The following is a 23,180-nucleotide window of genomic DNA, read 5'->3' as shown; positions in this document are numbered from 1 at the left end:
GCTCGGGGATCGCTGCGCGCTCAGGAATAGTCGCAGTAGGGCTTGTACGAATAACAGTCGTCCGCGTCCGACGGGTACTTCTTCGTACACTCGCTGTCGAGGCAGTGATACGTCGGGGCGGGGCCGCTGGAGCCGCCGCTTCCCGCGGCCGGGCTCGGCTGCTCGTCATCGACGAGGAGGTGAGCGAAGAGCGGAGTCGCGTCGTCGTGGTCATTCGGGTGGGACATGGTGAGTCTCCTCCGGTTCGGACCTGTAGTCTGCGGAGCTTCGCAGCTTGGCCGAGTCTATCAACGTACGCCCAACGAGACGCTCTCTACAAGCCTCTTTTCCATGAAGCCTCTCTTTCGATGTTCTCGTGTGGTTCGTGTGGTTCGTGTGGTCTAGCTTTCATGCTCATGCCGTCACGCTTCACCGTGCTTGTCGGCGCGCGCTCGCGCTTACTGGTGTGTGCTTCCGCGTGCTTCCGTGTGCTTCCGTGTGCTTGCGTTTACCGGTAGCCGGCCGCCTGCAGGCGGAAGAGGGCCGCGTAGCGCCCGCCCGCCGCGAGGAGCGTATCGTGGTCACCGCGCTCGGCGATGCGCCCGCCATCCATCACGAGGATCTCGTCGGCGAGGCGGACCGTGGAGAATCGGTGGGAGACGAGGATGGCCATGCGCCCTGCGGTCTCCGCCCGCACCCGTTCGAAGAGGGCCGCCTCGGCGGCGGGATCGATGGCCGCGGTCGGCTCGTCCAGGAGGAGCAGGTCGGCGCCTTCGCGGAGGAAGGCGCGCGCGAGGGCGAGCTTCTGCCACTCTCCGCCGGAGAGCTCGACGCCGCCGGAAAACCACTTGCCGAGCCGCTGCTCGAGGCCGCGCGGGAGCCGGCCGACGGCCGGCGAGGCATCGCTGCGGGCGAGCGCGCGCGCGATCGCGTCGTCGGGCACGGCGTCCTCGGCGGCGCGTGGGGCCACGTTCTCGCGGACCGTGAGCTGGTAGCGGACGAAGTCCTGGAACACCACGGCGAGGCGCGCGCGGAGGGCCTCCCCGTCCCAGGCGCGCAGGTCTCGCCCGTCGAGGAGAATGCGCCCCTCGGTCGGCTCGTAGAGGCCGGCCACGAGCTTGAGGACGGTCGATTTGCCAGAGCCGTTCTCGCCGACGAGGGCGAGCTTCCGGCCGGGGGCGAGGGAGAAATCGACGCCGGCGAGCGCGGGGCGAGCGGCCCCCGGGTAGGTGAAGCCGACGTTCTCGAAGCGCAGCCCCTGTTCGTCCTGCGCGCGGGCCGCGGGGGCGAGCTGCCGCGGAGCGGGGACCGGGAGATCGAGAAAGTCGTAGAGATTGGCGAGGTACTGCTGGTCCATGTAGAGCCCGCGCACGCCGCCGAGGGCCTGCTTGAGGGCGCCGTCCCCCTGCCGGAAGGTGACGAGCGCGAGGCCGAGGTCGCCGACGGTGAGCGCCCCGGAGAGGGCCCGGAGCGCGACGTAGACATAGACCGCGTAGAAGAGGGCGAGGGCGACGAGGTCCGCGACCAGACCGACGAGCAGCCGCCGTCGCGCGAGCGCCTGATCCTCCTCGAAGACGAGCGTGAAGACGCGCCGCGCGCGCTCGAGGAAGGTGGGCCCCGTTCCGAAGAGGCGCACCTCCTTTGCGTGGTCGTCGCGGGTGAGCACCTGCTCCAGGTAGGCCTGTTCGCGGGCCTCGGTGGCGCGCCGGTTCTGGAGGCGAAAGAGCGCGGTCGCGAAGCGGGTCTCCGTGAGGAAGCCCGGGAGCGCGGCGAGGAGGATCGCGAGCGCGCAGAGCGGCGAGAAGCGGAAGAGGAGCGCCGCGGAGCCGCCGAGCACCGCGAGGGCCTGAGCCACGGCGAAGAGCCCGGCGAGGAGCGCCACCGGACGCCCGACCGCCTCGCGCCGCGCCCGCGAGAGCGCGTCGTAAAAGCCGGGGTCCTCGAAGCAGGCGTAAGGGACCGCGATCGCCTTCTCGAGGATCGACCGCTGGAGCAGGAAGCCGAGCGCGAGGCGGAGGCGCGCTGTCGCGAACTGGTTGAGGCCCCCGGCGACGTAGGTGAGGAGCAGGAGCCCCGCCTCCGCCACGATGCCCGTGATCACCGCCTGTCGATCGCCGTGAGCGACGCCGTCGAGGACCCGGCGGGCGTACCAGGCCAACCCGGTCGGAGCGATGCCCGCGAGGACGCCGGCGAGGGCCATGGCCGCGAGGGCGAAGGGGCTCGCGCGAGCGGCAAGGGCGATCGTGCGGAAGAGCCCGGAGCGAAACGTGCGGAGGGGCGGTGGCGGCACGAGGCGAAGGGGACGAGCAGCGGCCGGAAGCGGCCGTGAGAGCGTGAGGATACCCCCGGGCCGCACGAGGCAGCGGGGATATCCGGATCCCTGGTGAAATTTGGAGGGTAGTTCTTCCTGCGCCGATCGGAGGAGCGAGGTGCCTTGATGACTTCCGGGGATGCCCCGCTCAGGCCGTGCAGCAGAAGGTCGATGGCGCGCTCGCCTGGAGCTCACCCACGGGCTCGCCCCCGTGCGGGGCGCACGCGCCCGGCTCGACATCCGCGATCACGGCCGACTTGCTGCCCAGGGCGACGCCGGGAGGCGTCACGACGCAGAACGGGACGCTGGAGCTGACAAGGCTCGACGCGAGCAGGTCCGTGCAGGCGGCGTCGCGGTACACGGACGCCATGAGGGTGCACGAGGCGCCGGTCGGATCGCCGCAGCCGCAAGGGGTGCACTCGCGGCCGTCGATCACGTCCTCGAAGAAGACGTGCCTGACGGCGTACCCCTCCGGACAGCCGGCGTCATCGCCATCGTGGTAGACGCAGGTCAGGAAGCCCGACGGCGCGGCTGGCACGCATGTCGTCGCGTCCTCGCACGCGGTGTATGCGCCGGCGAGACACGCCCTGGCCCGCGTCGCCCACGGATCGAGCCTGGGGACAGGCGGCGGCGCGTCGATGCGCGGCGTGCACGAGCCGGTCGTGACCGAGGGCGCCGCGATCGTGAGCGACTGCACGCAGGGCTCGCCGTCGCAGAGCTGATCTTCGGGGATCGGGTTCGCCGCGGTGCACGCGCCGTCCCAGCCGTCGGGCGCGGCGAAGGAGGTCATCACGGTGCCCGGCTCGTCGCCGGGGCACGAGGCGGACGAGGATGCGGCCCAGCCGGTGGGGAGCGCGCAGGAGGCCTCGGGCGGATCGCACGCGCAGATCGCGCAGTCCATCGGCGGCTGCTGGAGATCGGCGAAGCCTTCGTAGCCGAGCGTGGGCGCGTCGGCGGGGCAGTCGGGGACAGCTTCGGGTGGGCCGAACCAGAGCAGCGCCGGGCCGAACCAGCCGAGCGGCGCAGGCGGGGTGCACTGGCCGGAGCACAGCGAGCTGTGCATGTCGCCGCCGGCGCCGCCCTGACCGCTGGCGCTGGCCTCGCCGCCGGCCGCGCCTTGGCCACCGGCGCCGCCCTGGCCGCCGTCCGCTCCGGCGTCGCGCAATACGCCGCAACCGGACAGATTGTGCTCGATCTCTTCTGGCAGACAGGGACCCGTGATCACGAGCGGCTCCGTGGTACAGCCAATGCACAACAGCAAGCCTGAGAGAGCCCAATGGAATCTGCGCATCGCCGTGAATCTACATGACCGCAGGTCTGCGGCGCAAGATGCGCATTCACGAGCTGCACCATCAGCACCAGCACATCCCCGGATCAGAGCATTCTCCTCATCGCCCCTTGGATTTTCACGCATTACGACTCCGCTTCCTTCCCATTTGTCTTGTTTCGGAATCGCTCAAAACCTCGCATGTACACCTAGCCCGAACGCTACAGAGGCGATCGGTGCGCTCCACAGGGCGCGCTGGGAGCCAGGAACATTTGGGTGACGCTCGATCGCCATACCGCTCAGGGTCTGGACGACGTCGGTGTATGCGCGCGCCGACAAGCTCTCGGCAAAGGGCCAGGCGACGCCGATCCGTGCGCCAAGTCCAGCCCGGAGACTCAGCCGCGAGGCACCACCCAAGGGGACGTCGGAGGAAGCACGAAGCCCCCCGAGCTCCGAGAGTCCGCAGGCGAAAAGAAACTGTCGATGATGGCATATGGCAGCGTTCGCCGTCAGAAGAGACACCGCCATGGGAACCTTGTCGATTGTCTTCGGCAGCGAGGCGAGCCCGCGGACCTCCAGCGCGACCGACCACGCCGGCCAGCGTGCCCCGAAGGACAGCGCTGGCCCACCGGCGACGCCGGGTGTCATCCCGAGGCCCGCCACAGCGCCGAGGCCGGCCACCCAGGAGAAGCGCTCCCCCGCGACCGGCGACGCGCGGCTCCGGTGCGGCGCGCGCACGGGTGACGCCGTGCGCGGGGATGATGGCGGCGCAGGGGACGGCTTCGGCGGACAGGGCCGATCCGGCGAACAGGGCCCCTCGGGTGGTGCGGGCGGCGAAGCGGGCTTCGCTGACACCCCAGGTGGTGCGGCGAGCTCGGCGGCGTCGTCGAGCAGCACGGCGATGGACAGGGCCATGGCGGTGACGAGCACCTTGCAGTCATCGTAGGCGCTGAACCCGTCGAACCAGCGTCCGTGACCGTCGCCGTCGCGGAGGAACATCGAGGCGGCGAGCTTGCCGCGCCGGCGCTCGATGGACGCCGTCATCGTGAACGCAGCCTCCGCGTCATAGGGGTCGACCCCGCCCATCGCCCGGACCGTCTCCGCGCGCAGGAGCTGCTCGTCCGGGCACTCCTCGGCGCCTGGCCCGCGGATGAACTCGAGCCGCGCCCGGAGCGGCGTGGCCGCGGGCTCGGCCCGGACCGGTGCGACCCCGGCGGCCGAGATCGCGGCCGCGGCCATCGAGGCGAGCGCTGCGCGTGCTGCCCGCTTCCTGCGCGCGCCCTCGTCGTGCGATCTCCCGCGCATCGGCCTCGTCCGCGCGGTCACGGAAGCGTCTGCCCCGCCGCGCTGCCGGCCGGCGCTGCCTGCACCGCCGCGGCCTTAGCTCGCAGCCGCTCGCGCGTCAGTTTGAGCCGCCCCTCGGGGAACCGCCGCGCGTGGGCGGCGATGCGCTCCAGCGCGGTCGCTCTATCGCCTTGCAGCAGCGCCTGCCTGGCGGCGCCGAGCAGCTGCAGCTCGTCGGCGAGCGGCTCTCCATCCTGGTCGGAGGGAGCGTGCTGCTCCGGCGCGGCGGGTTTGCGCTGGCGGAAGACACGTGCCGGCGCGGGCGTGGGCGCGCGAGAGGGTGGAGCTTCCTTGTCCGAGATCGCATCGGCTCGCGGCGCCTCGGAGCTCGGCCTTCCACCGGGCTCCGTCTTCGGCCGCGCATCGAGGTCGACCGCACGCGAGAGGAGGAGCGGTGTCGCGATCGGGCCAAGGCGGTTGGCCCAGAGGGCCGGCGCCGGCGCGAGCGCGGCAAACAGCGCGGCGCCGCCGACGCCTGCCGTCGCCCACGCCAGCGCCGGGAGGATGAACCGGGCGAGCGCCGGGCGGACGAACCGGGCGAGCGGGCGCGCGAGGCGAGCGGCACGCCCGGGTCTATCGGCGATGTCCTGAGGTCCGAGATCGCTCGGCAGCTCGGGACGGGTCGCGGGCGTGTTCGTCTCGGCGATGGCAGAGGCGCCGGAGTGGACGGCCGGCGACGCGACGGCGGAGCGCGAGGAGGCGAGGGAGAAGAGCGGGACCATCAGCAAACCGGACCGGAGCGCGCGCTGCTCCTCGGGGCGCAGGCGCTTCACGGCGGCGCGGAAGTCTTCACGCGCCAGGCGCAGCCGACTCGAAGCGGTGTTCTCGTTGAGCTCGAGGGACCGCGCGATCTCGCGCAGCGGGATCTCGACCATGTCGGCCATGATCAGGATGGCGCGCCGTTCGGGCGCGATCGTCGCCAGCAGGCGGGTCGCGATCGCGATCCGCTGGTTCGTGGCGATGCGCTGCTCGCTGCTCGGCGCGATCTCGGCGCCCTCGAAGTACGCCTCATCCGCGAGGCCCACCGGCACCTCGAGGCGCCGGTAGTTGCGCTCCAGATGGCGCCGGACCTTTCGCCAGGCGATCCCGAAGAGCCAGCTGGACTCGGCTCGCCAGCGCGGGCCGAGGCCGTGCGGGCGCGATGGCCGAGGGGGATTGCGCGGCGCCGGCAGCGGGAGCGACGCCGGGTCGTCCTGCTCCTGCTGCTCCTGGGCGGTGTCCGCGGCGGCAGCGGGCACGGCCAGCACGAAGTCCTGGAGAAACGGCGAGGCGACCGGCGGCGGTGAGGCAGACCCGGGTGCTGCGACGGGATAGGCGGGGTTGTACCGGGGGAGGCTCGTGTAGGCGCCCAGGAGGACCTCCTGGGAGAGGTCGTCGATGTCGTCCTCAGCGACGCCGAGGTAGCGGAGCATCCCCGGGAGCACGTGGACGGCGGTCGCGTGCATGGACGTCCAGGTGCTGTGCTGGACGAGGTCGGCGGGAGGAGGCGGGAGGGGAGAGAAAGGGCTCATGCTTAGAATTGCGGTGGATTCTCGGGATCGTCACAGAATCGACGGGGGCTGGCGCCAAGGGGCGACATCGAGCGCTCCGGGGCCATGTCTTGTCCCTGGGGGACAGCACGGCTAGGGACGGGGAATGCGCAAGACCGTCTCGACTCCCAGCATCGTCTCGATCGCCATCACCACCTGCGTCCTCGCGACGACGGCCTGCAGCTCTGACGAAGAGTCGCCTGCTCCGGACGAGGAGGTCGCCGTCGCCATCTCCGAAGCCCGCGGCCTGGCCGAGGGCTCCACGGCGACGGTCGACGGTGTCGTGACCGTCGCGCCTGGCACATTCAATTCGGCGACCGGCGAGCAGGGCTTCGCGCTGCAGGACGACACCGGGGGCATCTACGTGAGCCTGCCCGACGCGCTCGATCTCAACCTCGACACCCGGGTGCGTGTCACGGGGACGCTCGGGCAGACGGCCCAGCAGACGGTGCTCAACGCCAAGGCAGCCTCGGTCACGACGCTCGGCGAGGCCCGCTCCGTCGGACCGAAGGACGTGACGACCGGAGAGGTCGGAGAGCCCGTCGAGGGCCTGCTGGTGCGCGTGGGCGGACGCGTGACCAAGGCGGTGGAGGACGACCAGCCCTACGGCTTCAAGGTGTACATCGACGACGGCTCGGGCGAGATCCAGGTCTTCGTGCATATCGTGGACAGCCAACCTGTCATCGACACCGCGTCGCTCAAGGTCGATCAGGACATCACGGTGACCGGCCTCGGCGCGCAATATGAGACGACCTACGAGGTCGCGCCGCGCTTTGCAGGAGACCTCGTGGCGCAATGAGCGAGCCGGACGGCGCGTGAGGGCCACCATCCACGCGTGGCCCTCCTCCAGGTGCCGACACGCTCTACCGTGACCTCTGGCGCTTCGACGACAAGGCGCTCGCCGCGCTCGACACGACGCTCGTCGAGGTGCTCCCCGACATCGTCCATCTCGACGTGGACACCACCGTCGAGCGGCTGTTCGGAGCGCAGGAAGGAGCCCGACCGGGACCCAATCCTCGCTACCGCGGCAGGCCCAGCTATCCGTTGACGCCGCTCTCTCGCTCTGCGATCGGATCGGCACATCCAGTAGCGGCAGGAAAGAACACATGAAACACCTACTACCTATGAGGACGATCGCTCTCGTCCTGTGCGGCGCGTTCGCGGCAGTGCTCGCGTCGGCATGCGACTTGTCCTACACCTGCGACACAGTTGAGGCGGGAAGCGCGGCGCCGGATATCCTACAGAATCCGCAGGGCGGGAGATTTTCCAAGCAACGGCAACAGTGAAGAGGACGAAGAGGTTGGCAGCGAATCGCTAGAACTGATGGCTGGGTGTACGCCACTCAACAAATGCACGGAGATGTATGAGAAATGCATCGCGAAGGGCGATCCGTGCACGCGTCGAGTTCAAGAAAAAAAGACCATGTGCGCCGTCTGTCAGGACAACTGCTGGCAAGATGAGCCTTACAAGTTCAGGCAATGCTATGACTGCGGGTTCTATTGATCATGGCAGAGGTCACCGCTCTACAGACGGCGACACATGTCGCCTTTGATACACCAACAGCAGAGCGTCTGGCACAACTCGGCGCAACCAACGTCGTGCGCGCATCCGATTGCCTTATCGTCGGACCCAGCCGCCGCGACGCCGCTGCACATGTGCGGGCACGTGAGGCGTGGTCTTGTTTGTCTGAAGATCCAGCAGACACCGATGACTTGGGCGAGAAGTGGGATCGTCTCTATTCCTCGGATGTCCGCTGGGATACTCCTGTTGCATTGTGGACGTCGTCGAATCTAAACGATCGAGTGAACCTCTGGAGGGCTTGTAGCTGGCTGCCCCACGTGGGGATCCGGTGCCGCGATATCCTCGTCCTTGAGTTTGAGCCAGTGCCACCGTCAGCGACGAGGAGCGGCGAGCGACCCGCGCGTCCGTTCGACTGCTCGACCTCGGTGTCCGATCATCCTGACGATAGACTTCTGGAGCGCCTCGGAACGGCGCATGCCTGGCCGCCCGAACGCTACGAACAGGCCGTTCGTCTCTGGGACAGCTACACCGACGAGAACCCATTGCCGCTCGTTGAAATTTGCACGCGTGGCGTCGAAGGATTTCCAGAGCTTGCTCGCCTCTGGGCGCTCCTCTCGTGCTTCTTTCCACGAAGGACTGCAGAAGAAGTGCTGCGCCTCAGCCGATTCGACGAGCTCATCTTGACCATCCTGTCCGCGGAGTGGCAAACCCCATTGGCCGTGGCTGTCCAAGAGTCGCAGGCGAGGGTGGATCTGTGGAATCTTCTTTTCTGCACAGGCGATTTGTTCCTGCAAGATCGGCTGAAACAGTGGGCAAAGCACGATTCAAGCGCCGCTGTGGAGAGCGCTCCTGGCCCAAAACCGCCTGGTCATCCGATGCTCTCGCAGGTATACCGGCTCACCGAACGTGGGATGCAGCTCCGAGATAGGGGCCTCGAGCAGCTCGAGGATGCACCAGGGCTGCCCATCGCGGGGATCGAGGCCTATGCGGCTTCAACACCGTGGGTGCTGTTCGAAGATGGTCAAATCGCTCGGTTATGAGAGCTGATGTCGGCGGGCTGGGCATGGCCGCGAGAATCGATGGCCGTTTGCGCACGGGGATCGCGGTCCCGCAGCGTCGAACGCGTGCGTGCGCCGCCTGACGTGCGCTGCTCCGATTCAGGAAACCGAAACGTCTCGGCGGCGATGCCCTCCTCCCCCGTGACCTCGTCGCCGAACCAGATATTCAGCTCACGGCGTCCCTGCCACGGGGACGCTCGGGCATCTCATGGACGGCCAGCCTGTCATCGACACCGCGTCGCTCGCGGTCGATCAGGACATCACGGTGACCGGCCTCGCCGCGCAATACGAAACGACTCACGAGGTCGCGCCGCGCTTGGCAGGAGACCTCGTGGCGCAATGAGCGAGCCGTCCGGCGCGCCGACCCGACCCTGCGCCTTGACGCCTTGCCCCGCTGTGCACCCCGGGCAGACTTGGCCCCTATGGGCCAAGCCGCCGAGAAACAGCGCCGCGCCACGTACGCCGACCTCGAAGCCGTTCCGTCGCACCAGGTGGCGGAGCTCGTCAGCGGCACCCTGCACGTGTTCCCCCGGCCGGCACCGCGACATGCACGGGCGTCGTCCAGGCTAGGCATCAAGCGTAAGCGCTGCGCGAAGCGCCGTCTCACCCCGGCCGCGCTGTCCAGTTCATGATGGCGTGCATGACAAGGACGAAGGCGACCGAAGTGATGTGGTCCGAGCGCGTTCGGGCGTGGCGCGAGAGTGGTGAAACGGCGGAGGAGTTCGCTCGGAGCCGCGGATTTGCGGCCTCGACGCTGCACGGCTGGTCGAGCCGGCTGTCGCGGGCCGAGCCCCCGCGCTTTCTGCGCCTGGTGCCGAAGGCGCCCGCCGTGACGAGCAGCGCTGCGGAGCTCGTCGTCGAGGTCGGCGGCGCGCGGGTGCGCGTCGCCGCGGGGTTCGACCCCGCGCTGCTGGCGGAGGTGGTCCGTGCCCTCGGCGGAGCGGCGCGATGATTCCGGCGGGCGTGCAGGTGTTCGTCGCGCTGGAGCCGGTGGACATGCGCTACGGCTTCGAGCGGCTTTCGGGTCTCATCCGTGAGCGTGTGGGGTACGAGGCGCGCTGCGGAGCGCTGTTCGCGTTCGTCGGCAAGCGGCGGACCACGATCAAGATTCTCTTCTTCGATGGCAGTGGAATCTGCCTGTTTTCAAAACGCCTTGATCGCGGAGCGTTCGCACTTCCCGACCCCCCGACCGAGGGCGCCACGCATGTCGAGGTGGACGACGCGACGCTCGAGACGCTGCTCGACGGCATCGAGATCGCGCCCACGCCCAAACCGCGAAGGCGCGCACCGCGCCGCGTCCACTGAGCCGCACGAATTCGCTCGACAAGTACGCGCGGCTTACGTAGAGCGGCGTCGTGCACGACGCCGCCGCCAAGCCGACGCTCTCGGCCGAGCAGCAGCGCATCGCGCAGCTCGAAGCGGAGCTCGCCGCGGCAAAGAGCGAGCTCGTGGGAGCGCGCGATGCGCTCGCGCAGCTTCGGCGCGCCTACACCCGTGCGCTCGAGCAGCTGCAGCTTCTGCAACGTCGACTGTTCGTGGCCAAGGCGGAGCGCGCCGAGGTGAGCGCGGAGCAGCTGGCGTTCAACTCGATGTTCCTCGAGGTCCAGCGTCTCGAGAAGGCACTCGAGGCCGCCGAGCGCAACACGGGCGACGAGCGGCAGCACGACGACCCCAAGGGGCCGAAACGACGGTCCGGCGGCAAGGGCCGTCGCGACCTGTCCGAGTCCGACCTGCCCGTCGTCCGCATCGAGCTCTCCTGCCCCGAGCTCGATGCGACGGCGACCCGCATCGGGGTCGAGGAGACCTCGCGACTCGGCTACGAGCGCGGCGGAATGCGCCGCATCGTGCTCGCACGCGTCGTGTACAAGGCCGAGCGGTCCCTCACGGACGCGAGCAGCTCTGGCGAGGGGGAAGCGGCCCCGGTCCAGGTCGTCGCGAGAGAAGCCCCGACGCCGACGCCCGCTGCGAGCGTCAGCCCGGAGGACACGGCAGCGGCCGGCGAGCCGAGCGCTTCCTCCACAGCGCTCGACGCGCCCTCGCTCGACGCGCCGCCGCCGACGCCGAAGGGCGAGACCTGCACGGTCTTCATCACGACGCCGCTTCCGAAAGAGCTGTTCCGGCGGTCGTTCCTCGCGCCGTCGATGATTGCGCACATCCTCACCAGCAAGTACCTGCTCGGCGTCCCGTTCTATCGACTGGAGCAGCAGCTGGAGCTTCAGGGCGCGTCGCTCGATCGCGGCACGATGTGCCGCTACGCCGAAGACGTCGGTGCGACTCTGGGCGCCATCGTCGAGGCCGCGCGCAAAGAGGCCTTCGAGACCGCCTTCTGCCTGTCCACCGACGCCACCGGGGTCTCCATCCAGCCTGGGCCCATCCAGGAGCGCAAGGACAAGAAGCCCGGGCCGTGCCGCAAGGGACACTTCTTCGTCGTCCTCGCGGACAAGGATCACGTCTTCTTCGAGTACCAGCCCAAGCATACCAGCGCTGCGGTCTGCGATATGTTCCGCGGCTTCTCTCGGTATATTCAAGCTGACGCTCACGCCATCTATGACGCCCTCTTCCGCGGCACACCACCAAGAGGCGCTGCTGCCGACGAGAAGCGCGGTCCGCCCCCGACCGAAGTAGGATGCTGGTCGCATTGCCGTACCAACTTCTGGGAGGCGGCGGTCTGCAAGCACGAGCTCGGTGTCGAGGGGCTGCGTCGCATCAACGCCATCTTCGCTACCGATCGTGCGCTCGCGGATCTTGCGCCCGCGCAGCGCAAGGTGCGCCGAGATGCCGTCGTCCGTCCTCTGGTGGACGCGTTCTTTGCCTGGGCCAGGGCCGAGCACGCGCGTCCTCGCGAGCGCGGCCTGGTCTCCACCGCGCTCGGCTACGCCCTCAACCAAGAGCAGCCGTTGCGGCGCTTCCTCGACGACGGTCGGCTGCGCCTGGAGAACAACGCCAGCGAGCGAGCGCTGCGATCCATTGCGGTTGCGAGAAAGTCCTGGCTCTTCTTCGGCAGCGACGACCACGCCTCCGCCGCGGCCAACCTCTTCTCGCTCGTGGCGAGCTGCAAGCTGCACGGGCTCGACCCGGAGGCCTACCTGGCCGACGTCATTCGCGCGATGCCCTACTGGCCGCGGGACCGTTACCTCGAGCTCGCCCCCAGGTACTGGGCGCGCACCCGCGTCCGGCTCGTTGACGACGAGATGAACGTCGCCCTCGGGCCGATCACCGTCCCGCCTCCGCTTCCCGCGGAAGAGCAGCGCGCCACGAGCTGACCGAGCCGGTTCCATCGCCCCCATCCTGCACCAGCTGACCGAGGTTGGGGCCGACGGCGCTTCATGCAGCGCTTACCATCAAGCTGGGCGGACCGTTCGACCTGGGCGACGGAGGGCCCGGCGGCTGGCACATCATCGACGCGATCGAGCTGCGCTTCCCCGACCCAAGCGCGCCGGGCGAGCTCGACGCGCTCGTGCCCGATCTCGCCGGCTGGCGCCGCGAACGCATGCCCGAGATGCCCGACACGGCATACTTCGCGCTCGCCCCGGACTGGATCTGCGAGGTGCTTTCCCCTTCGACGGAGGGCGTCGACCGCGACGACAAGATGCCGATCTACGCACGCGAGGGCGTGCGGCACGCGTGGCTGGTCGACCCGATCGCCCGGACGCTGGAGGTCTACGTGCTCGGCGCGGATCGCGGCTGGGGGCCCGCCGTCGTCCACCGCGACGCCGCCCGCGTCCGCGCCGAGCCCTTCCACGCCATCGAGCTCGATCTCTCGGTCCTCTGGGGGAGGTGACCTGCAGCCGCGCTGATTTGTCCGAGCCGACCTGGACCGAGCAGCGCTCGGTCGTACTCCTGGGCCAGGCGGTACAGGGTCCATCTTGGGATCAGCGCTTCTTGCTGGGCCCGCGCGCCGGATCGAGCTCCTGGAAGGGCAGCGCGGGCCGGGGGACGAACCGGCTCATCTCGGCGGTCCCGTGGAGGTTCCGCAGCGCTCCGGGCGCCGGCTCCGCGGGCGGAGCGGGCCACGGCGCGCTCGCGGCCTCCCGAGGCGCGCTCGCGGCCTCGTCGCGCAGGTACGACGGCCGCTCCGCCGCACGCTCGCCCTCGAACGCGCGCGCGCCGTCGATGTCCCCCTGCTGGGCCACGGGCTCGCCGAGCGACTCGATGCGCGGCGGGAACTCGCGAAGTCGCCGCTCCTGGGTCGCGAGGGCCTTCGCAAAGCGCGTCAGCATCTCCGGCTCGTCGCGGGCGAGCGCGCTGCTCATCGCCGTGCCCCAGCCGCGCGTCGCCGCATCCCAGCGCGCCGGCTGGATGCCGAGCCGGAGCAGCACCTCGGTCGCGCGCGCCGCGGGGAAGTGGCGGCGATAGGCCATCACCTCCGCGTAGCGCTCGATCGTGAGCCCCTCGATCTGCGGTTCGCGCTGGTGCGCGCGCCCTGCCTGCCGCCCTCGCTCTGCCGCGCTCATCTCGGCTCCTTGGTCGCGGCGCCGCGCGCCTTGCGCTTCGCCAGCCGCTGCTCGCGCTCCTTCACCCATTTCGGGGTGTGGAGCGCGGGGTTCTTCAGCCACCCGCACGCCTCGCGATCGCCTCGATCGCACGCGAGCTGCGCGGTCTCGCGCGCCTTCTTCGGGTCCCTGGGCACGCCCCAGCCCTTGTCGTGGAGCAGGGCGTAATCGAGGCAGCTCGGACGGCTATCGCCATTGCATGCCTCGCGGAGACGCTCGGCGCCTTCGCGCATCCCTTCTCCCTCCCGTACCTCCTCGCCGTCGTGGGAGATGAGCCAGACACCGAGGGTACGGCATGCATTGCTGTCGTGCCAGCCGCAGGCCCTTCGCCGGAAGTCGAGCGATTTGTGGATATCGCGCCCCGTCCCCTCCCCGTTGAGATAAAGTGTGCCGAGGATGTCGCAGGCAGGCGTATAGCCGAGCGCGCAGCTCCGCTCGGTGAGCACGAACGTCTTGCGCGGATCCTTCGCCACGCCGTAGCCGAATTTGTAAAACCTGGCGAGCTCGAAGCAGGAGGGCTCAGCGCCGCCTCGGCACGCGATCTCGAACAGCGCTGCTGCGGCCGCGTAGTCTCTGTCGCCTTGCTCTCCTTCGTCGTACATCAGCCCGAGATCGTTACATGCGGCGATGTTGTTGCGGGTTCGGCAGAGATCGTCGAGCAGGCTCCTCGCGCTGGTGATATCCTCTTTGGCGACCAGGTTGCAAAATCGACCGGTGTCCTCGCAGGCGGCCTTGCGTAGCGCCACCTGACGTTTGGCGAACTCGTTGACCCGCGCCCATCTCTCATGCTCCTTGATGTCGCCGAGGGCGGGGAGGTCCGCGCGGGCCCACATCTCGGCTGCATGGCCGCAGCTCCATTCGTTGCCCATGGCGCATCCTCTTGCGAGGAGCGCGCATCCCTTGGCCTGATCTTCCGGCACATGGATCGCCGTGAAATGGATCGCCCCCAGCGTACCACAGGACTTCGCATCATCGGCGTTGCAGGCGCGCTCCAGGAGCTTGATCGCGGCGGCGAAGTCCTCGTCGGTCTGCGCCTCGACGCCCGGCTCGCTCCGGAAACGGAGGTCGGCCAGGCGACCGCAGGCGGGTTGATATCCGGCGTCGCAGGCTTTGGTATAGAGCGCCGCTGCGCGCGGATAGTCCCTCTCCAGCGCGCCGCCAAGGTAGAGCTGCGCGAGGCGCTCACAGCCGCTTTGCTCACCGCCGTTGCACGCCTTCTCGAGCACGGCCGCCGCCTCTTTGGGATCGGCCTGCATCCGGATCTCCCCGACGCGGACGCAGCTCGCGAGCGCCCCGTGATTGCACGCCCACGTGCACTCCTCGATCGTGGCGCTCTTCGCGCAGTCTTTCGGGCCTGCTGGCGGAGCGCTCGCCGTCGCTGCCGCCGCCGTGGGACGTGCCACCGCGGGCGCTGCGGACTGAAGCGGTCGGGGCGGCGGCGTTCCAGAGCAGCCGAACACGAACATCAATCCGGCAAGCAGAGACGCGACCACCGATCTCATGCGAGCTCCACCTCACCCGGTGTCTTCGGTTCGTCGTCGATCATGCTCATCCTGAGCTCTTCGGCGTGGTCATCGTCGGTCGCGATGGGCTCGGCGTCATGCTCGCTCGCGCTCCTCGTGTCCTCGCCGTCACGGAACAGCGATGGAATCGTGATGTCGATATCGCTGTAACGGTCGTCGAAGCGCTCGCCGTTCCAGGGCACCTCGAGCTTGGGATCGCGCCCCTGGCGCGCCACGGGCGCCACGCTGTCCTTGATCGCGTTCGGCAGCGGGTTGCCCTGGATCTGCTCGTTCGTCACCCCGAAGCTGAGCTCCGACCGAGCCCGGCTCCAGTAGAGCGCGCCTCCTCGGTCGTCGTTCGTGAGGACGATCTGCGCCACGTAGTCCTCACCGTAGCGGAGCCCTGGCGCGGGCGCGGGATCCTTCTTCGTCTTCTTCGCTTGCTCCTTGTCGAACTTCATGCGGCGGATGACGGACACGTCGCGTGCCATCTCCGAGAGCTTCCGGCTCCGTGCGCCCTTGGTCCACATCATCCTCGCGAGCTCCATCCGAGGGATGTAGATGATCCACCAGGGCTGGAGGCTGGTGAACCCGGGGGTGTTGCGCAGGGACCAGGCGCACTTGCTCACCCAGAAATTCTGCCCATCGTCATCGTACGTCCGCATGAGCTTGCTGACGAACAGCACATGCCGATCGCTGAGCTCGGGCCCAGGGCGGCGCTCCGCGATCACGAGGCGCATGAGGCTGATGGGCCGCGCGCGGCGGATGTGGTCGGCCATGGTGTCGAGCGCCACGGGGGCCGTTGGCAGCACGCCCATCCCGCAGAAAACGTTGCCTGGCGGGGCCGCGGTGAGGGAGATGCCGTCGTAGATCCCCGCCTTGCCGAGCGGGTCCATCACGGTGTCCCCTACGTATCTGTCGAGCGGGTGGCCGTTGCTGGTGTCGAACTTCTGGATCCGCTTCTTGTCCTTGCTCACGCGGAGCACGAAGAAGATGTGAGATCCTTTGCGCTGTCCGGTCGCGGGGAGGGGCACGCCGACGAGCATGTTCGCGGCGTCTGACTCCGACGTCGGTGTCGAGGGAGTAAAGTTCAGCTCCTCTACCTTCGTGAGCTGCTCCGTCGGATCATCGACTTGCCGCTTCGGCGTCCCGTACTGCGACTTGCGCTCGGTGATGTCGTTCAGCGTCTTTTCTCTGAACTGGGCCTTGATCGCGGGCGCGCCATGCGCGTCGGTCTCGATCCACCCGATAGGAACGAAGCCGGTCACCACCTTGTTGTCCCCGAAGGGGTTATAGCAGTAGATCGTCCCGGGGCCGATCGGCGGCGTCTTCAGCAGACCCGCCGCGACGTCGAGCGTCGATTCCTTGGTCGGATACCACTTGCCGCCCGCGAACTGCCCCGCGTCGAAGATGGGGCGTCCGGGGTTCTGGCCCGCCGCCCAGCCGGCGCCATTCATGTGCTGCTCGAGCGTGAAGCCCCGCATGATCGTTCCGTACGTGGCATTGTGCTCACACGCGCAGCAGATCGAGATGGCCGGGTCGTCGTTGTCCTCCATCGCCGACTCCATCCTGCGACCGTCCTTCTCGAGCTGCTTCTTGAAGATCTGGACCTCGAGCCAGGTCGCCGGCGCGGTCGCGTTCTTGCGCACGCCCCACACCTTCTGGCTCATGTAGTCGATCGACGTCTTCTGCATCCGCGAGAAGATGAACGAGTCCCACTTCGAATCGCCGAAGTAGCACTGCCCCGGCCCCCCGTACCGCTGGCCGAACATCGCCTCGCTGAGCGCCTTGGCCCAGGCCTCCTCGGCGGGGTCGTCGACCCACTCGCCCTCGCCGTCCGTGCCCGGCGGGCCGGCCCACGCGTCGTCGAGAGGGGCGTGGATCCGCGCGTCGATGTGGGCGAGGATCTGCTCGATGCTCGTCGCGTCGGTGAGATCCAGCTCGTGCGCCGGGAACTCCGGCGCGCCCGTGGTGCCGTCGGGGTAGTCGACGGGCGTCATGTTGAGGCACGTCGTGAGCCGCGGCGGCTCGGCCTCGAACGCGGCTGGCGGCGAGGCGTGGCCAGGGCCGCCTGCGGGGACCTTGACTCCCATCGGTGCGCTCGGAGCGGGCATCGTCTCTTCTCTCCCTTGGCGTCGCGTCAGCTCCCGTGCCGCTCGACGATCGACCCGGCGGTCGCCCCGTCGAGCTCCCCCGTCGGCTCCAGCGCGTGGTCGCTCTGGAATTTCCGCAGCGAGGCGCGCGTCTCGTCGTCGATCTCCCCCTTGCCCGCGCCCCGGTAATAACCGAGGTTCTTGAGCCGGATCTGCGCTCCGGCGATCGACGTCGGCGCCGGCAGGTCCTCGATCTGGATCGAGTAGCGCCGCACCTGCCCCGTGGGGAACGCGCCGAGCCACAGCGTGATCTCCGCCGTCCTCGCCGCCTCCGGCACGTCCGCCTCGATGGATCCGTCGCCGCCCGTCGCGCCGTCGAGCTTCAGGCCCTCGCACACCATCTTGAACCGCTTGCCGGCGTAGGGCTCGAACCTCTCGTCGGTCAGCCGGATGCTGAACCTCTTCGTCCCCGGCGGCGCCTCGCCGTCCTCCGGCGGCTCGGGCGCGCCCTCGTCGCAGTTGAGGAGCACCTGCTCGCCCTTCACGCTCGCCTTCTTGCCGAGCTCGATCGAGGCCTCCTCGCCGTAGATCTTGACGACCTTCGACACGATCTCCACGTCGCTCGCGAGCCGCACCGCCGGGCCCGGGCCGGACAGCGACGCGCGCTCCGAGCCCACGATCTCGATCGACCTCGCCCGGATGACGAGTGGAGCGCGCCCACGACGACGGGGCGGTCGAGATCGCCGCCGAGGAAGCCGACGAGTACCTCCATCCCCACGCGAGGCACGAACTGGAAGCCCCAGCCCGCGCCCGCCCACGGCGTCGCGACGCGGAGCCAGCACGAGCTCCTGTCGTCGCGCGCGCCGTCGAGGTCCCAGTGGAACTGCACCTTCACGCGGCCGAGCGCGTCGGTGTGGATCTCCTCGCCGGGCGGGCCGACGACGGTCGCGGTCTCGAGCGCCTGCCGCACCGACGCGCGGGGCGCGGGCGGCCTCACCGGCACGGCCTCGGGCGCGCAGCGGAAGCGCGCCTCGTAGCTCGGCCCGTCGCTGCCCGAGAGGTGCGCGTTGTGCCCCTCGTGCTCGACCCGGGTCAGCACATAGCGCCCGTTGAGCGCGGCGACGTCGTGGCCCTCCAGCGAGAACCTGTGCCCCGGCGCGAGCCGCCGGCACCACGAGGCGCCCTCGCCGAGATCCGCGCGCGCCCGGGCCTGCTCCAGCACGATCTGCGCCCGCTCGGCGCCCGCGTCGATCCGCTCGTCGTGATCGTGGTGCTCGTACGTCGTGCGCGCCCGGATCGCCTCCCCTCGGGTCCCGCCGAGATCGAGCGCCGGCCGCGCGAAGTCGAAGCCCTTCACGCGCGCGCCGCGCGGCGCCTTCGCCTGCCTCCGCACGAACCGCGTCACGTGCCGCTCCTCGGGAGCGAGCGCGGCGGCGCCGGTCGCCTGGCGGTAGGCGAGCGTGGGATCGCCGGCGATCTGCGCATAGGCCCCGGGGGAAATCGGCGAAGACGATCACCTCGGGCGCCGCCGGATCGCCGCCCTCGGGAGGCTCGAACCAGAAGAAGACGCCGTCCTCCGCGCAGAGCCTGGCGATGAAGGCGAGATCGCTCTCCTGGTGCTGGACGCAGTAGACGCGCGGGGGCCGGGGCGCGCGTCGCGGTCGGCTCACTCGTGCTCCGTGGGCGCGAAATGGGCGCGAAATCAAGGCTGAGATTACCTACCCCCTGGTCGAGCCTGCACACGCCGCGCCGGACGTCGGGCTCCGCGCGCCTCCCTTGAGCGACCGCGCCGTCAGAGCAGAGGCTGCAACGCCGCGTACCACTGCTCGCCCAGCAGCACGTAGCCCTGGAGGTTGGGGTGCCACTGATCTTCGAGTAACGTGGTCTTGTTCGGATTGAAGGGCGTGTACATGTCGACGGAGATGATGTGTCGGCCTGCGTCCGCGCGGGCCTTCACCACCGCCGGAATGGCGTCGTCGTAGGTCTTGATGCGCGCGCTGAGCGCGGTGTCGTCGCCCTTGCTCGCATCGCCGCGCGACGGGACGGGCGCGGCCACTACGATGAGAACACTGGGGAGCTGCTCGTAGATGCTGTCAATCAACGCGCCCAGACGTTTGGGGGCGTTGGGCATGTCGTAATTGTCGATTGCGTCGTTGGTTCCAATCATCAAGAGCACGATGTCGGGCTTGTATTGCGGCATGACGGTCGACACCAGCGTCGAGATGCCGCTCCTTCCGCCGGCGGGGGCGATCGTCCAGCCGCTGTGGCCCTCGTGGTTGTGCGGGAACGCCACGCCGCCAACGGTGTTCGGTCCGTTCGATCCCGAACCGACGAACGTGATGTTCTTGCCCGCCGCGTGCGCGAGCCGGAACAGCTCGACGCGATAGCCGCCCGGCGTGTCCCCGTTGTATCCGTCGGTGATAGAGTCGCCGAACGGCATGATCTTGCACGCCGTACCGTCGGTCGGGCAGGGCCGATAGGTCGAGCCCGCGCCGCCACCGGCGCCACCCTGCGCGCCCGAATCGCCGCCGCTGCCGCCGGCCGCCGCGCCGCCGCCATCCCCGCCACCGCCCGTTCCCGCGAGCGATCCACCGGTGCCGGCCGCAGAGGTCGTTCCGCCGGAGCCCGCGACAGCGCCGTCCGTGCCGCCGCCGTCGTTCGTTCCGCCTGCGCCGCCGCCGGCGCCCGCTTCGCCCGCTCCGCCGGCGCCCGAGCTGCCGGCGCCCGCGCTGCCGCCGCTGCAGCCGAGAGCGATAGCGATGACGACGAGCCCGGACACGACCGGCCAGGATGTGATCGGCTTCATGCCGGAGGATGGTAACGCCGAAGACTACGGCGTTGTCAACTGAAACGACGGCAGTCGGAATCGACGATCGGGCAGCCTATGGCAATCTCACGGCGCCACGCCGGTCGCCCATCCGGTGCCCAGCATCGAGAGCTGCAGCTTCGCTCTCCCAACGGACGCATTCGAGATCACCTACCTGATGCGGGCCGACGAAAGCGCGAGGGTGCGAAGCGGCAGCGACGCCGACCGCAGTCACGAGCTCACCCGAGAAGCCACGCGCCAGGAGAAAGAGAGCGGCGAAGATGTCGGCTGCCACCTGACTTGAGCGTCGCCACGACCCGCATTGTCGTGGCGAGCGTTCAGCCTGTCGAGGCACGACCGGTGGAACCGTCAGCGGCCGCAAGCCGAGTCACGTATGGCGTACCCCGCACATCAAAGCGACATATCCAGGCGTGTTCTGGGTCGTATGCAACGGCGCCTCCGATAGAAACGGGTGGTGCGACTTGCAAGCTTGGCAGCGCATCGAGTATCGCCTCCCCTCCCGCACGCCATCGGAAGGACCATCGACTCAACTCAGACGACTTCCCCGGATGCTCCTCGCATTCAATAATCCGTCCGTGGGTGTGGCGAGACCAGGACAGCAGTCGCTCCGGCACGTAGAGATCGCCGACGTGCGAGAGCCAGGCATGTAGACCGGACCGCGCCCTCATTCCGCCGGAAAACACTTTAACCGGTTTGATCCAATCGCTGGACAGCTGGCGCAGCAGAAGCTCGTCAAAGCGCGACATCAACAGACCGCGCTCCGTCCGTCGCGGGAAGAATCCCGCATGATAGCGCCCAAGATTGGCCAGCAGCGGGTGCAGCGCGCCACCCGTTGCGCAAAATCGTGACATCGCGACCGGCGAGCGTCGACACCACAGTTTCCACAGCGTAGCCGAGAGTGCGATCTCAAGCTCTGAACACCGAGCCATGGGCGGCGTTCGCCTCAGTGCGTCAGCGACATCGACATAAACTTTTGGCGACGGATCAGGTCCCTGTGGCATTGCGCCCACGGCATCGGGCTCAAGCGCCACCGTATAGACTTGTCGCCTTCGAGCAGCTCCTGAAGCGCAGATCCTGGAGAAGCTCAGTAGTCCGTCAATCGTCGACGGCAGCGCTATGCAGATCGGCTTACCATCATCGCGAGCAATACTTTTGTTCAGCTTTGCAGATGGCTGGACCCCCCAGTACCGAGTCCGCATGACGCGATGGCGCTTCGGATCTGCGCTCGACGGGCCAAGAAGAAGGCAGTCATCCTCTACCACGACCGGGGACACGACCTTTCTCAGCTCTGATTGGGCGATTCTGCCTATCGCGACATAGACGGCATCTTGAAGCGAGTAGCTCATCAGCGAAACCCGCATTGTCTACAGTTGCACTGTGACGGATACGGCCGGTCGTCGAGGCAGGCAGCAAGGCAAGACTTGCAGGGGCTGCTGCCGTGAACGTCGCATCCGGGGAATCCGACGATGCACCTTCCGCCGATATCCTCGCAGTCCTCGAACATGTCATAGCAGTCTTTCGACGTGCATCCCGCCATCAGCGCTTCCGACGCTGCGTTGATGTCTTCCTCTCCCACTTGTTCACCATCTCTAAAATGATCCCCTGCTCCTGCTGAGCCTGTCGGTATCCCAGCACCAGCGCCTCCCGAGTCCACGGGTTCGCACTCGTAGCTCAAGTCGCATGCAGAGCTGAGCACGAGCAGGAATACGCCGCACAGAACGAGAGCGATTACCTGCACTTTCAATCGATGTTGCATCTGTTTCCTCCGAGTCCTTCCGGACGCGCCGTTCCGCTTTTCTGCGGCGGAGAGGGTCACGAGATCGATCCGGCCGTTCACCTTGCGCACGCCTCAATAGATCCACCGCCTTTCTGCGACGGAGAGGGAGGCGCAGCGCGCCCAGGGCAGCGGCAAGCGACGGATTCAATGGTGCTGCCGCATTTCAGCGGCAGATAGCGTTCTCCAGCCCCGCGAGGTGCGCGCCATCGTTCAAAATTCAATGGGGCCGCCGCATTTCAACGGCGAAGAAAACGTGCCGGACATGGGCCTGGTCGACCATACGACCGGGCTTCAATGGGGCCGCCGCCTTTCAGCCGCGGAGAGCTGATGCTCTGAGGAGACCTCATGCACCGATATCTGCTTCAATGCGGCCGCCGCCTTTCTGCGGCGGAGAGAAGGCGAGGAGGCGCTCAGGCAACTCGTGTTCATCGCTTCAATAGGGCCGCCGCCTTTCTGCGGCGGAGAGGACGGTCATCGACCCCGTGAGCTACGCCGCCTGGAAGCTTCAATGGGGCCGCCGCCTTTCTGCGGCGGAGAGAGCGAGTCTCCACCCGCGCACACCGACACAACCTCGCTTCAATGGGGCCGCCGCCTTTCTGCGGCGGAGAGGAGCGCCTCGAGCGCGGGCGAAACGTCCATCAGGCGCTTCAATGCGGCCGCCGCCTTTCTGCGGCGGAGAGCTGGTTGAGCGGACACTCGGCCAGCACCGGCCGGGCGGCTTCAATGGGGCCGCCGCCTTTCTGCGGCGGAGAGCAACCTTCATACGGCGACTCCGCTGACGAAAGCCAACGTGCTTCAATGGGGCCGCCGCCTTTCTGCGGCGGAGAGAAGATTAGGATGACTCAGATGACGAAAAATGCTCTGCTTCAATGGGGCCGCCGCCTTTCTGCGGCGGAGAGGACATCCGGAACATCGCTCAGACGTGGCGCGCAATGGGCTTCAATGGGGCCGCCGCCTTTCTGCGGCGGAGAGCGGCAAACCGAGCGACTGGCTCGACTTCGCAAAGCAGGTGCTTCAATGGGGCCGCCGCCTTTCTGCGGCGGAGAGGTCGGTCTCGACGACGCCGCGGCGATCGACGATCGGGCTTCAATGGGGCCGCCGCCTTTCAGCGGCGGAGAGGTCGAGACGGACGTAGCAGCGGTCGCGAGGGCGCTGCGGCTTCAATGGGGCCGCCGCCTTTCAGCGGCGGAGAGAGATCCTCCAGCCGGCCCTCGACGCGCGCGAGCAGGCGCTTCAATGGGGCCGCCGCCTTTCAGCGGCGGAGAGCGCGCGTGCAGCTGCCGCGTGATGCGGTTGCAGCCGCTTCAATGGGGCCGCCGCCTTTCAGCGGCGGAGAGCGCTCCGCGCGCACTGGCTGCAGCACCGCACGCGCATCGCGTCGCTTCAATGGGGCCGCCGCCTTTCAGCGGCGGAGAGCCAGCTCGTGCAGCGCGCCGGCATGGGAAAGCTGGCGCTTCAATGGGGCCGCCGCCTTTCTGC

19 protein-coding genes, 1 pseudogene and 1 CRISPR repeat array (1 of these 21 only partly in view) are annotated in these 23,180 nt (G+C 68.5%); of the genes and pseudogenes, 7 read left to right on the top strand and 13 right to left on the bottom strand.

All coding sequences use genetic code 11. From position 1 onward, the window contains the following. Window positions 1-20: 20 nt before the first annotated feature. The 5 genes from WMF11_RS01645 to WMF11_RS01625 form a co-directional block, all read right to left on the bottom strand. Window positions 21-227, bottom strand: a complete 207-nt coding sequence (locus WMF11_RS01645) for a hypothetical protein (RefSeq protein ID WP_437976199.1) — start codon at window positions 225-227, stop codon at window positions 21-23. A gap of 260 nt (window positions 228-487) precedes the next feature. Beyond that, window positions 488-2,269 (bottom strand): ABC transporter ATP-binding protein, encoded by a 1,782-nt coding sequence (locus WMF11_RS01640; protein ID WP_437976198.1) that lies wholly within the window; start codon window positions 2,267-2,269, stop codon window positions 488-490. Window positions 2,270-2,438: 169 nt separating this feature from the next. Further along, on the bottom strand, window positions 2,439-3,515 hold the full coding sequence (locus tag WMF11_RS01635) for a hypothetical protein (protein ID WP_437976197.1): 1,077 nt from the start codon (window positions 3,513-3,515) through the stop codon (window positions 2,439-2,441). 231 nt (window positions 3,516-3,746) lie between these two features. Then, window positions 3,747-4,862: a hypothetical protein gene (locus tag WMF11_RS01630; protein WP_437976196.1), complete on the bottom strand. Its 1,116-nt coding sequence runs from the start codon at window positions 4,860-4,862 to the stop codon at window positions 3,747-3,749. 17 nt (window positions 4,863-4,879) lie between these two features. Further along, entirely contained in the window at window positions 4,880-6,412 is a 1,533-nt protein-coding gene (locus tag WMF11_RS01625) for an RNA polymerase sigma factor (RefSeq protein ID WP_437976195.1), read from the bottom strand. A 124-nt stretch (window positions 6,413-6,536) separates the two neighbouring features. On the opposite strand from WMF11_RS01625, the gene WMF11_RS01620 reads away from it, so the two are divergent. The 7 genes from WMF11_RS01620 to WMF11_RS01590 all read left to right on the top strand — a co-directional run bounded on the left by WMF11_RS01620 (window position 6,537) and on the right by WMF11_RS01590 (window position 12,790). Further along, window positions 6,537-7,229 (top strand): DNA-binding protein, encoded by a 693-nt coding sequence (locus WMF11_RS01620; RefSeq protein WP_437976194.1) that lies wholly within the window; start codon window positions 6,537-6,539, stop codon window positions 7,227-7,229. A 706-nt stretch (window positions 7,230-7,935) separates the two neighbouring features. Then, window positions 7,936-8,991, top strand: a complete 1,056-nt coding sequence (locus WMF11_RS01615) for a hypothetical protein (RefSeq protein ID WP_437976193.1) — start codon at window positions 7,936-7,938, stop codon at window positions 8,989-8,991. Between the two features lie 226 nt (window positions 8,992-9,217). Then, window positions 9,218-9,352 carry a hypothetical protein gene (locus WMF11_RS01610; protein WP_437976192.1) on the top strand — a complete coding sequence of 45 codons (135 nt, stop codon included), beginning with the start codon at window positions 9,218-9,220 and terminating at the stop codon, window positions 9,350-9,352. Between the two features lie 297 nt (window positions 9,353-9,649). Continuing rightward, window positions 9,650-9,961, top strand: coding sequence for an IS66 family insertion sequence element accessory protein TnpA (tnpA, locus tag WMF11_RS01605; protein ID WP_437976191.1), 312 nt, complete (start codon window positions 9,650-9,652; stop codon window positions 9,959-9,961). After that, window positions 9,958-10,314, top strand: coding sequence for an IS66 family insertion sequence element accessory protein TnpB (gene tnpB / locus WMF11_RS01600; protein WP_437976190.1), 357 nt, complete (start codon window positions 9,958-9,960; stop codon window positions 10,312-10,314). The genes tnpA and tnpB overlap by 4 nt, the downstream gene beginning before the upstream one ends. A gap of 50 nt (window positions 10,315-10,364) precedes the next feature. After that, window positions 10,365-12,272: an IS66 family transposase gene (gene tnpC / locus WMF11_RS01595; protein WP_437976189.1), complete on the top strand. Its 1,908-nt coding sequence runs from the start codon at window positions 10,365-10,367 to the stop codon at window positions 12,270-12,272. Between the two features lie 44 nt (window positions 12,273-12,316). Next, a complete protein-coding gene (locus WMF11_RS01590; RefSeq protein WP_437976188.1) occupies window positions 12,317-12,790 on the top strand; it encodes a Uma2 family endonuclease in 474 nt (157 codons plus the stop codon). Between the two features lie 91 nt (window positions 12,791-12,881). Here the strand turns inward: WMF11_RS01590 and WMF11_RS01585 are convergent, their stop codons facing one another. From WMF11_RS01585 to WMF11_RS01550, 8 genes and pseudogenes are all read right to left on the bottom strand, one after another. Then, window positions 12,882-13,463, bottom strand: a complete 582-nt coding sequence (locus tag WMF11_RS01585) for a hypothetical protein (protein WP_437976187.1) — start codon at window positions 13,461-13,463, stop codon at window positions 12,882-12,884. Further along, window positions 13,460-14,905, bottom strand: a complete 1,446-nt coding sequence (locus WMF11_RS01580) for a hypothetical protein (RefSeq protein WP_437976186.1) — start codon at window positions 14,903-14,905, stop codon at window positions 13,460-13,462. Before WMF11_RS01580 ends, WMF11_RS01585 begins: the two co-directional genes overlap by 4 nt. Window positions 14,906-15,000: 95 nt before the next feature. After that, the gene (locus WMF11_RS01575; RefSeq protein WP_437976185.1) at window positions 15,001-17,118 is read right to left on the bottom strand and encodes a hypothetical protein; all 2,118 of its coding nucleotides are present in this window, start codon (window positions 17,116-17,118) and stop codon (window positions 15,001-15,003) included. A gap of 26 nt (window positions 17,119-17,144) precedes the next feature. Next, window positions 17,145-17,705, bottom strand: a complete 561-nt coding sequence (locus WMF11_RS01570; RefSeq protein ID WP_437979275.1) for a peptidoglycan-binding domain-containing protein — start codon at window positions 17,703-17,705, stop codon at window positions 17,145-17,147. Continuing rightward, window positions 17,639-18,598 (bottom strand): type VI secretion system Vgr family protein, encoded by a 960-nt coding sequence (locus WMF11_RS01565; RefSeq protein ID WP_437979274.1) that lies wholly within the window; start codon window positions 18,596-18,598, stop codon window positions 17,639-17,641. The genes WMF11_RS01570 and WMF11_RS01565 overlap by 67 nt, the downstream gene beginning before the upstream one ends. 7 nt (window positions 18,599-18,605) lie before the next feature. Next, a pseudogene (locus tag WMF11_RS01560) lies at window positions 18,606-18,803 on the bottom strand (contractile injection system protein, VgrG/Pvc8 family); the annotation flags it as partial. An 86-nt stretch (window positions 18,804-18,889) separates the two neighbouring features. Next, window positions 18,890-19,903, bottom strand: a complete 1,014-nt coding sequence (locus WMF11_RS01555; RefSeq protein WP_437976184.1) for an SGNH/GDSL hydrolase family protein — start codon at window positions 19,901-19,903, stop codon at window positions 18,890-18,892. A 338-nt stretch (window positions 19,904-20,241) separates the two neighbouring features. Next, the gene (locus tag WMF11_RS01550) at window positions 20,242-21,270 is read right to left on the bottom strand and encodes a hypothetical protein (protein WP_437976183.1); all 1,029 of its coding nucleotides are present in this window, start codon (window positions 21,268-21,270) and stop codon (window positions 20,242-20,244) included. 500 nt (window positions 21,271-21,770) lie between these two features. Next, window positions 21,771-23,180: direct repeats of the CRISPR family, unit length 36 nt; unit sequence GCTTCAATGGGGCCGCCGCCTTTCAGCGGCGGAGAG; it runs 2,711 nt beyond the window's last position.

Source organism: Sorangium sp. So ce295 (assembly GCF_051527405.1).
GTDB classification, from domain to species: Bacteria; Myxococcota_A; Polyangia; order Polyangiales; family Polyangiaceae; genus Sorangium; species Sorangium cellulosum_B.
Note: the sequence above shows the minus strand (reverse complement) of the source record. Positions and strands in the feature narration are given on the sequence as shown.

What these genes read in the sequence shown, in the direction of transcription:
- WMF11_RS01645 (WP_437976199.1), bottom strand. Translation starts at nt 227, where the DNA reads ATGTCCCACCCGAATGACCACGACGACGCGACTCCGCTCTTCGCTCAC.
- WMF11_RS01630 (WP_437976196.1), bottom strand. Translation starts at nt 4,862, where the DNA reads ATGCGCGGGAGATCGCACGACGAGGGCGCGCGCAGGAAGCGGGCAGCA.
- WMF11_RS01625 (WP_437976195.1), bottom strand. Translation starts at nt 6,412, where the DNA reads ATGAGCCCTTTCTCTCCCCTCCCGCCTCCTCCCGCCGACCTCGTCCAG.
- WMF11_RS01620 (WP_437976194.1), top strand. Translation starts at nt 6,537, where the DNA reads ATGCGCAAGACCGTCTCGACTCCCAGCATCGTCTCGATCGCCATCACC.
- WMF11_RS01615 (WP_437976193.1), top strand. Translation starts at nt 7,936, where the DNA reads ATGGCAGAGGTCACCGCTCTACAGACGGCGACACATGTCGCCTTTGAT.
- WMF11_RS01610 (WP_437976192.1), top strand. Translation starts at nt 9,218, where the DNA reads ATGGACGGCCAGCCTGTCATCGACACCGCGTCGCTCGCGGTCGATCAG.
- tnpA (WP_437976191.1), top strand. Translation starts at nt 9,650, where the DNA reads ATGACAAGGACGAAGGCGACCGAAGTGATGTGGTCCGAGCGCGTTCGG.
- tnpB (WP_437976190.1), top strand. Translation starts at nt 9,958, where the DNA reads ATGATTCCGGCGGGCGTGCAGGTGTTCGTCGCGCTGGAGCCGGTGGAC.
- WMF11_RS01585 (WP_437976187.1), bottom strand. Translation starts at nt 13,463, where the DNA reads ATGAGCGCGGCAGAGCGAGGGCGGCAGGCAGGGCGCGCGCACCAGCGC.
- WMF11_RS01575 (WP_437976185.1), bottom strand. Translation starts at nt 17,118, where the DNA reads ATGCCCGCTCCGAGCGCACCGATGGGAGTCAAGGTCCCCGCAGGCGGC.
- WMF11_RS01555 (WP_437976184.1), bottom strand. Translation starts at nt 19,903, where the DNA reads ATGAAGCCGATCACATCCTGGCCGGTCGTGTCCGGGCTCGTCGTCATC.
- WMF11_RS01550 (WP_437976183.1), bottom strand. Translation starts at nt 21,270, where the DNA reads ATGAGCTACTCGCTTCAAGATGCCGTCTATGTCGCGATAGGCAGAATC.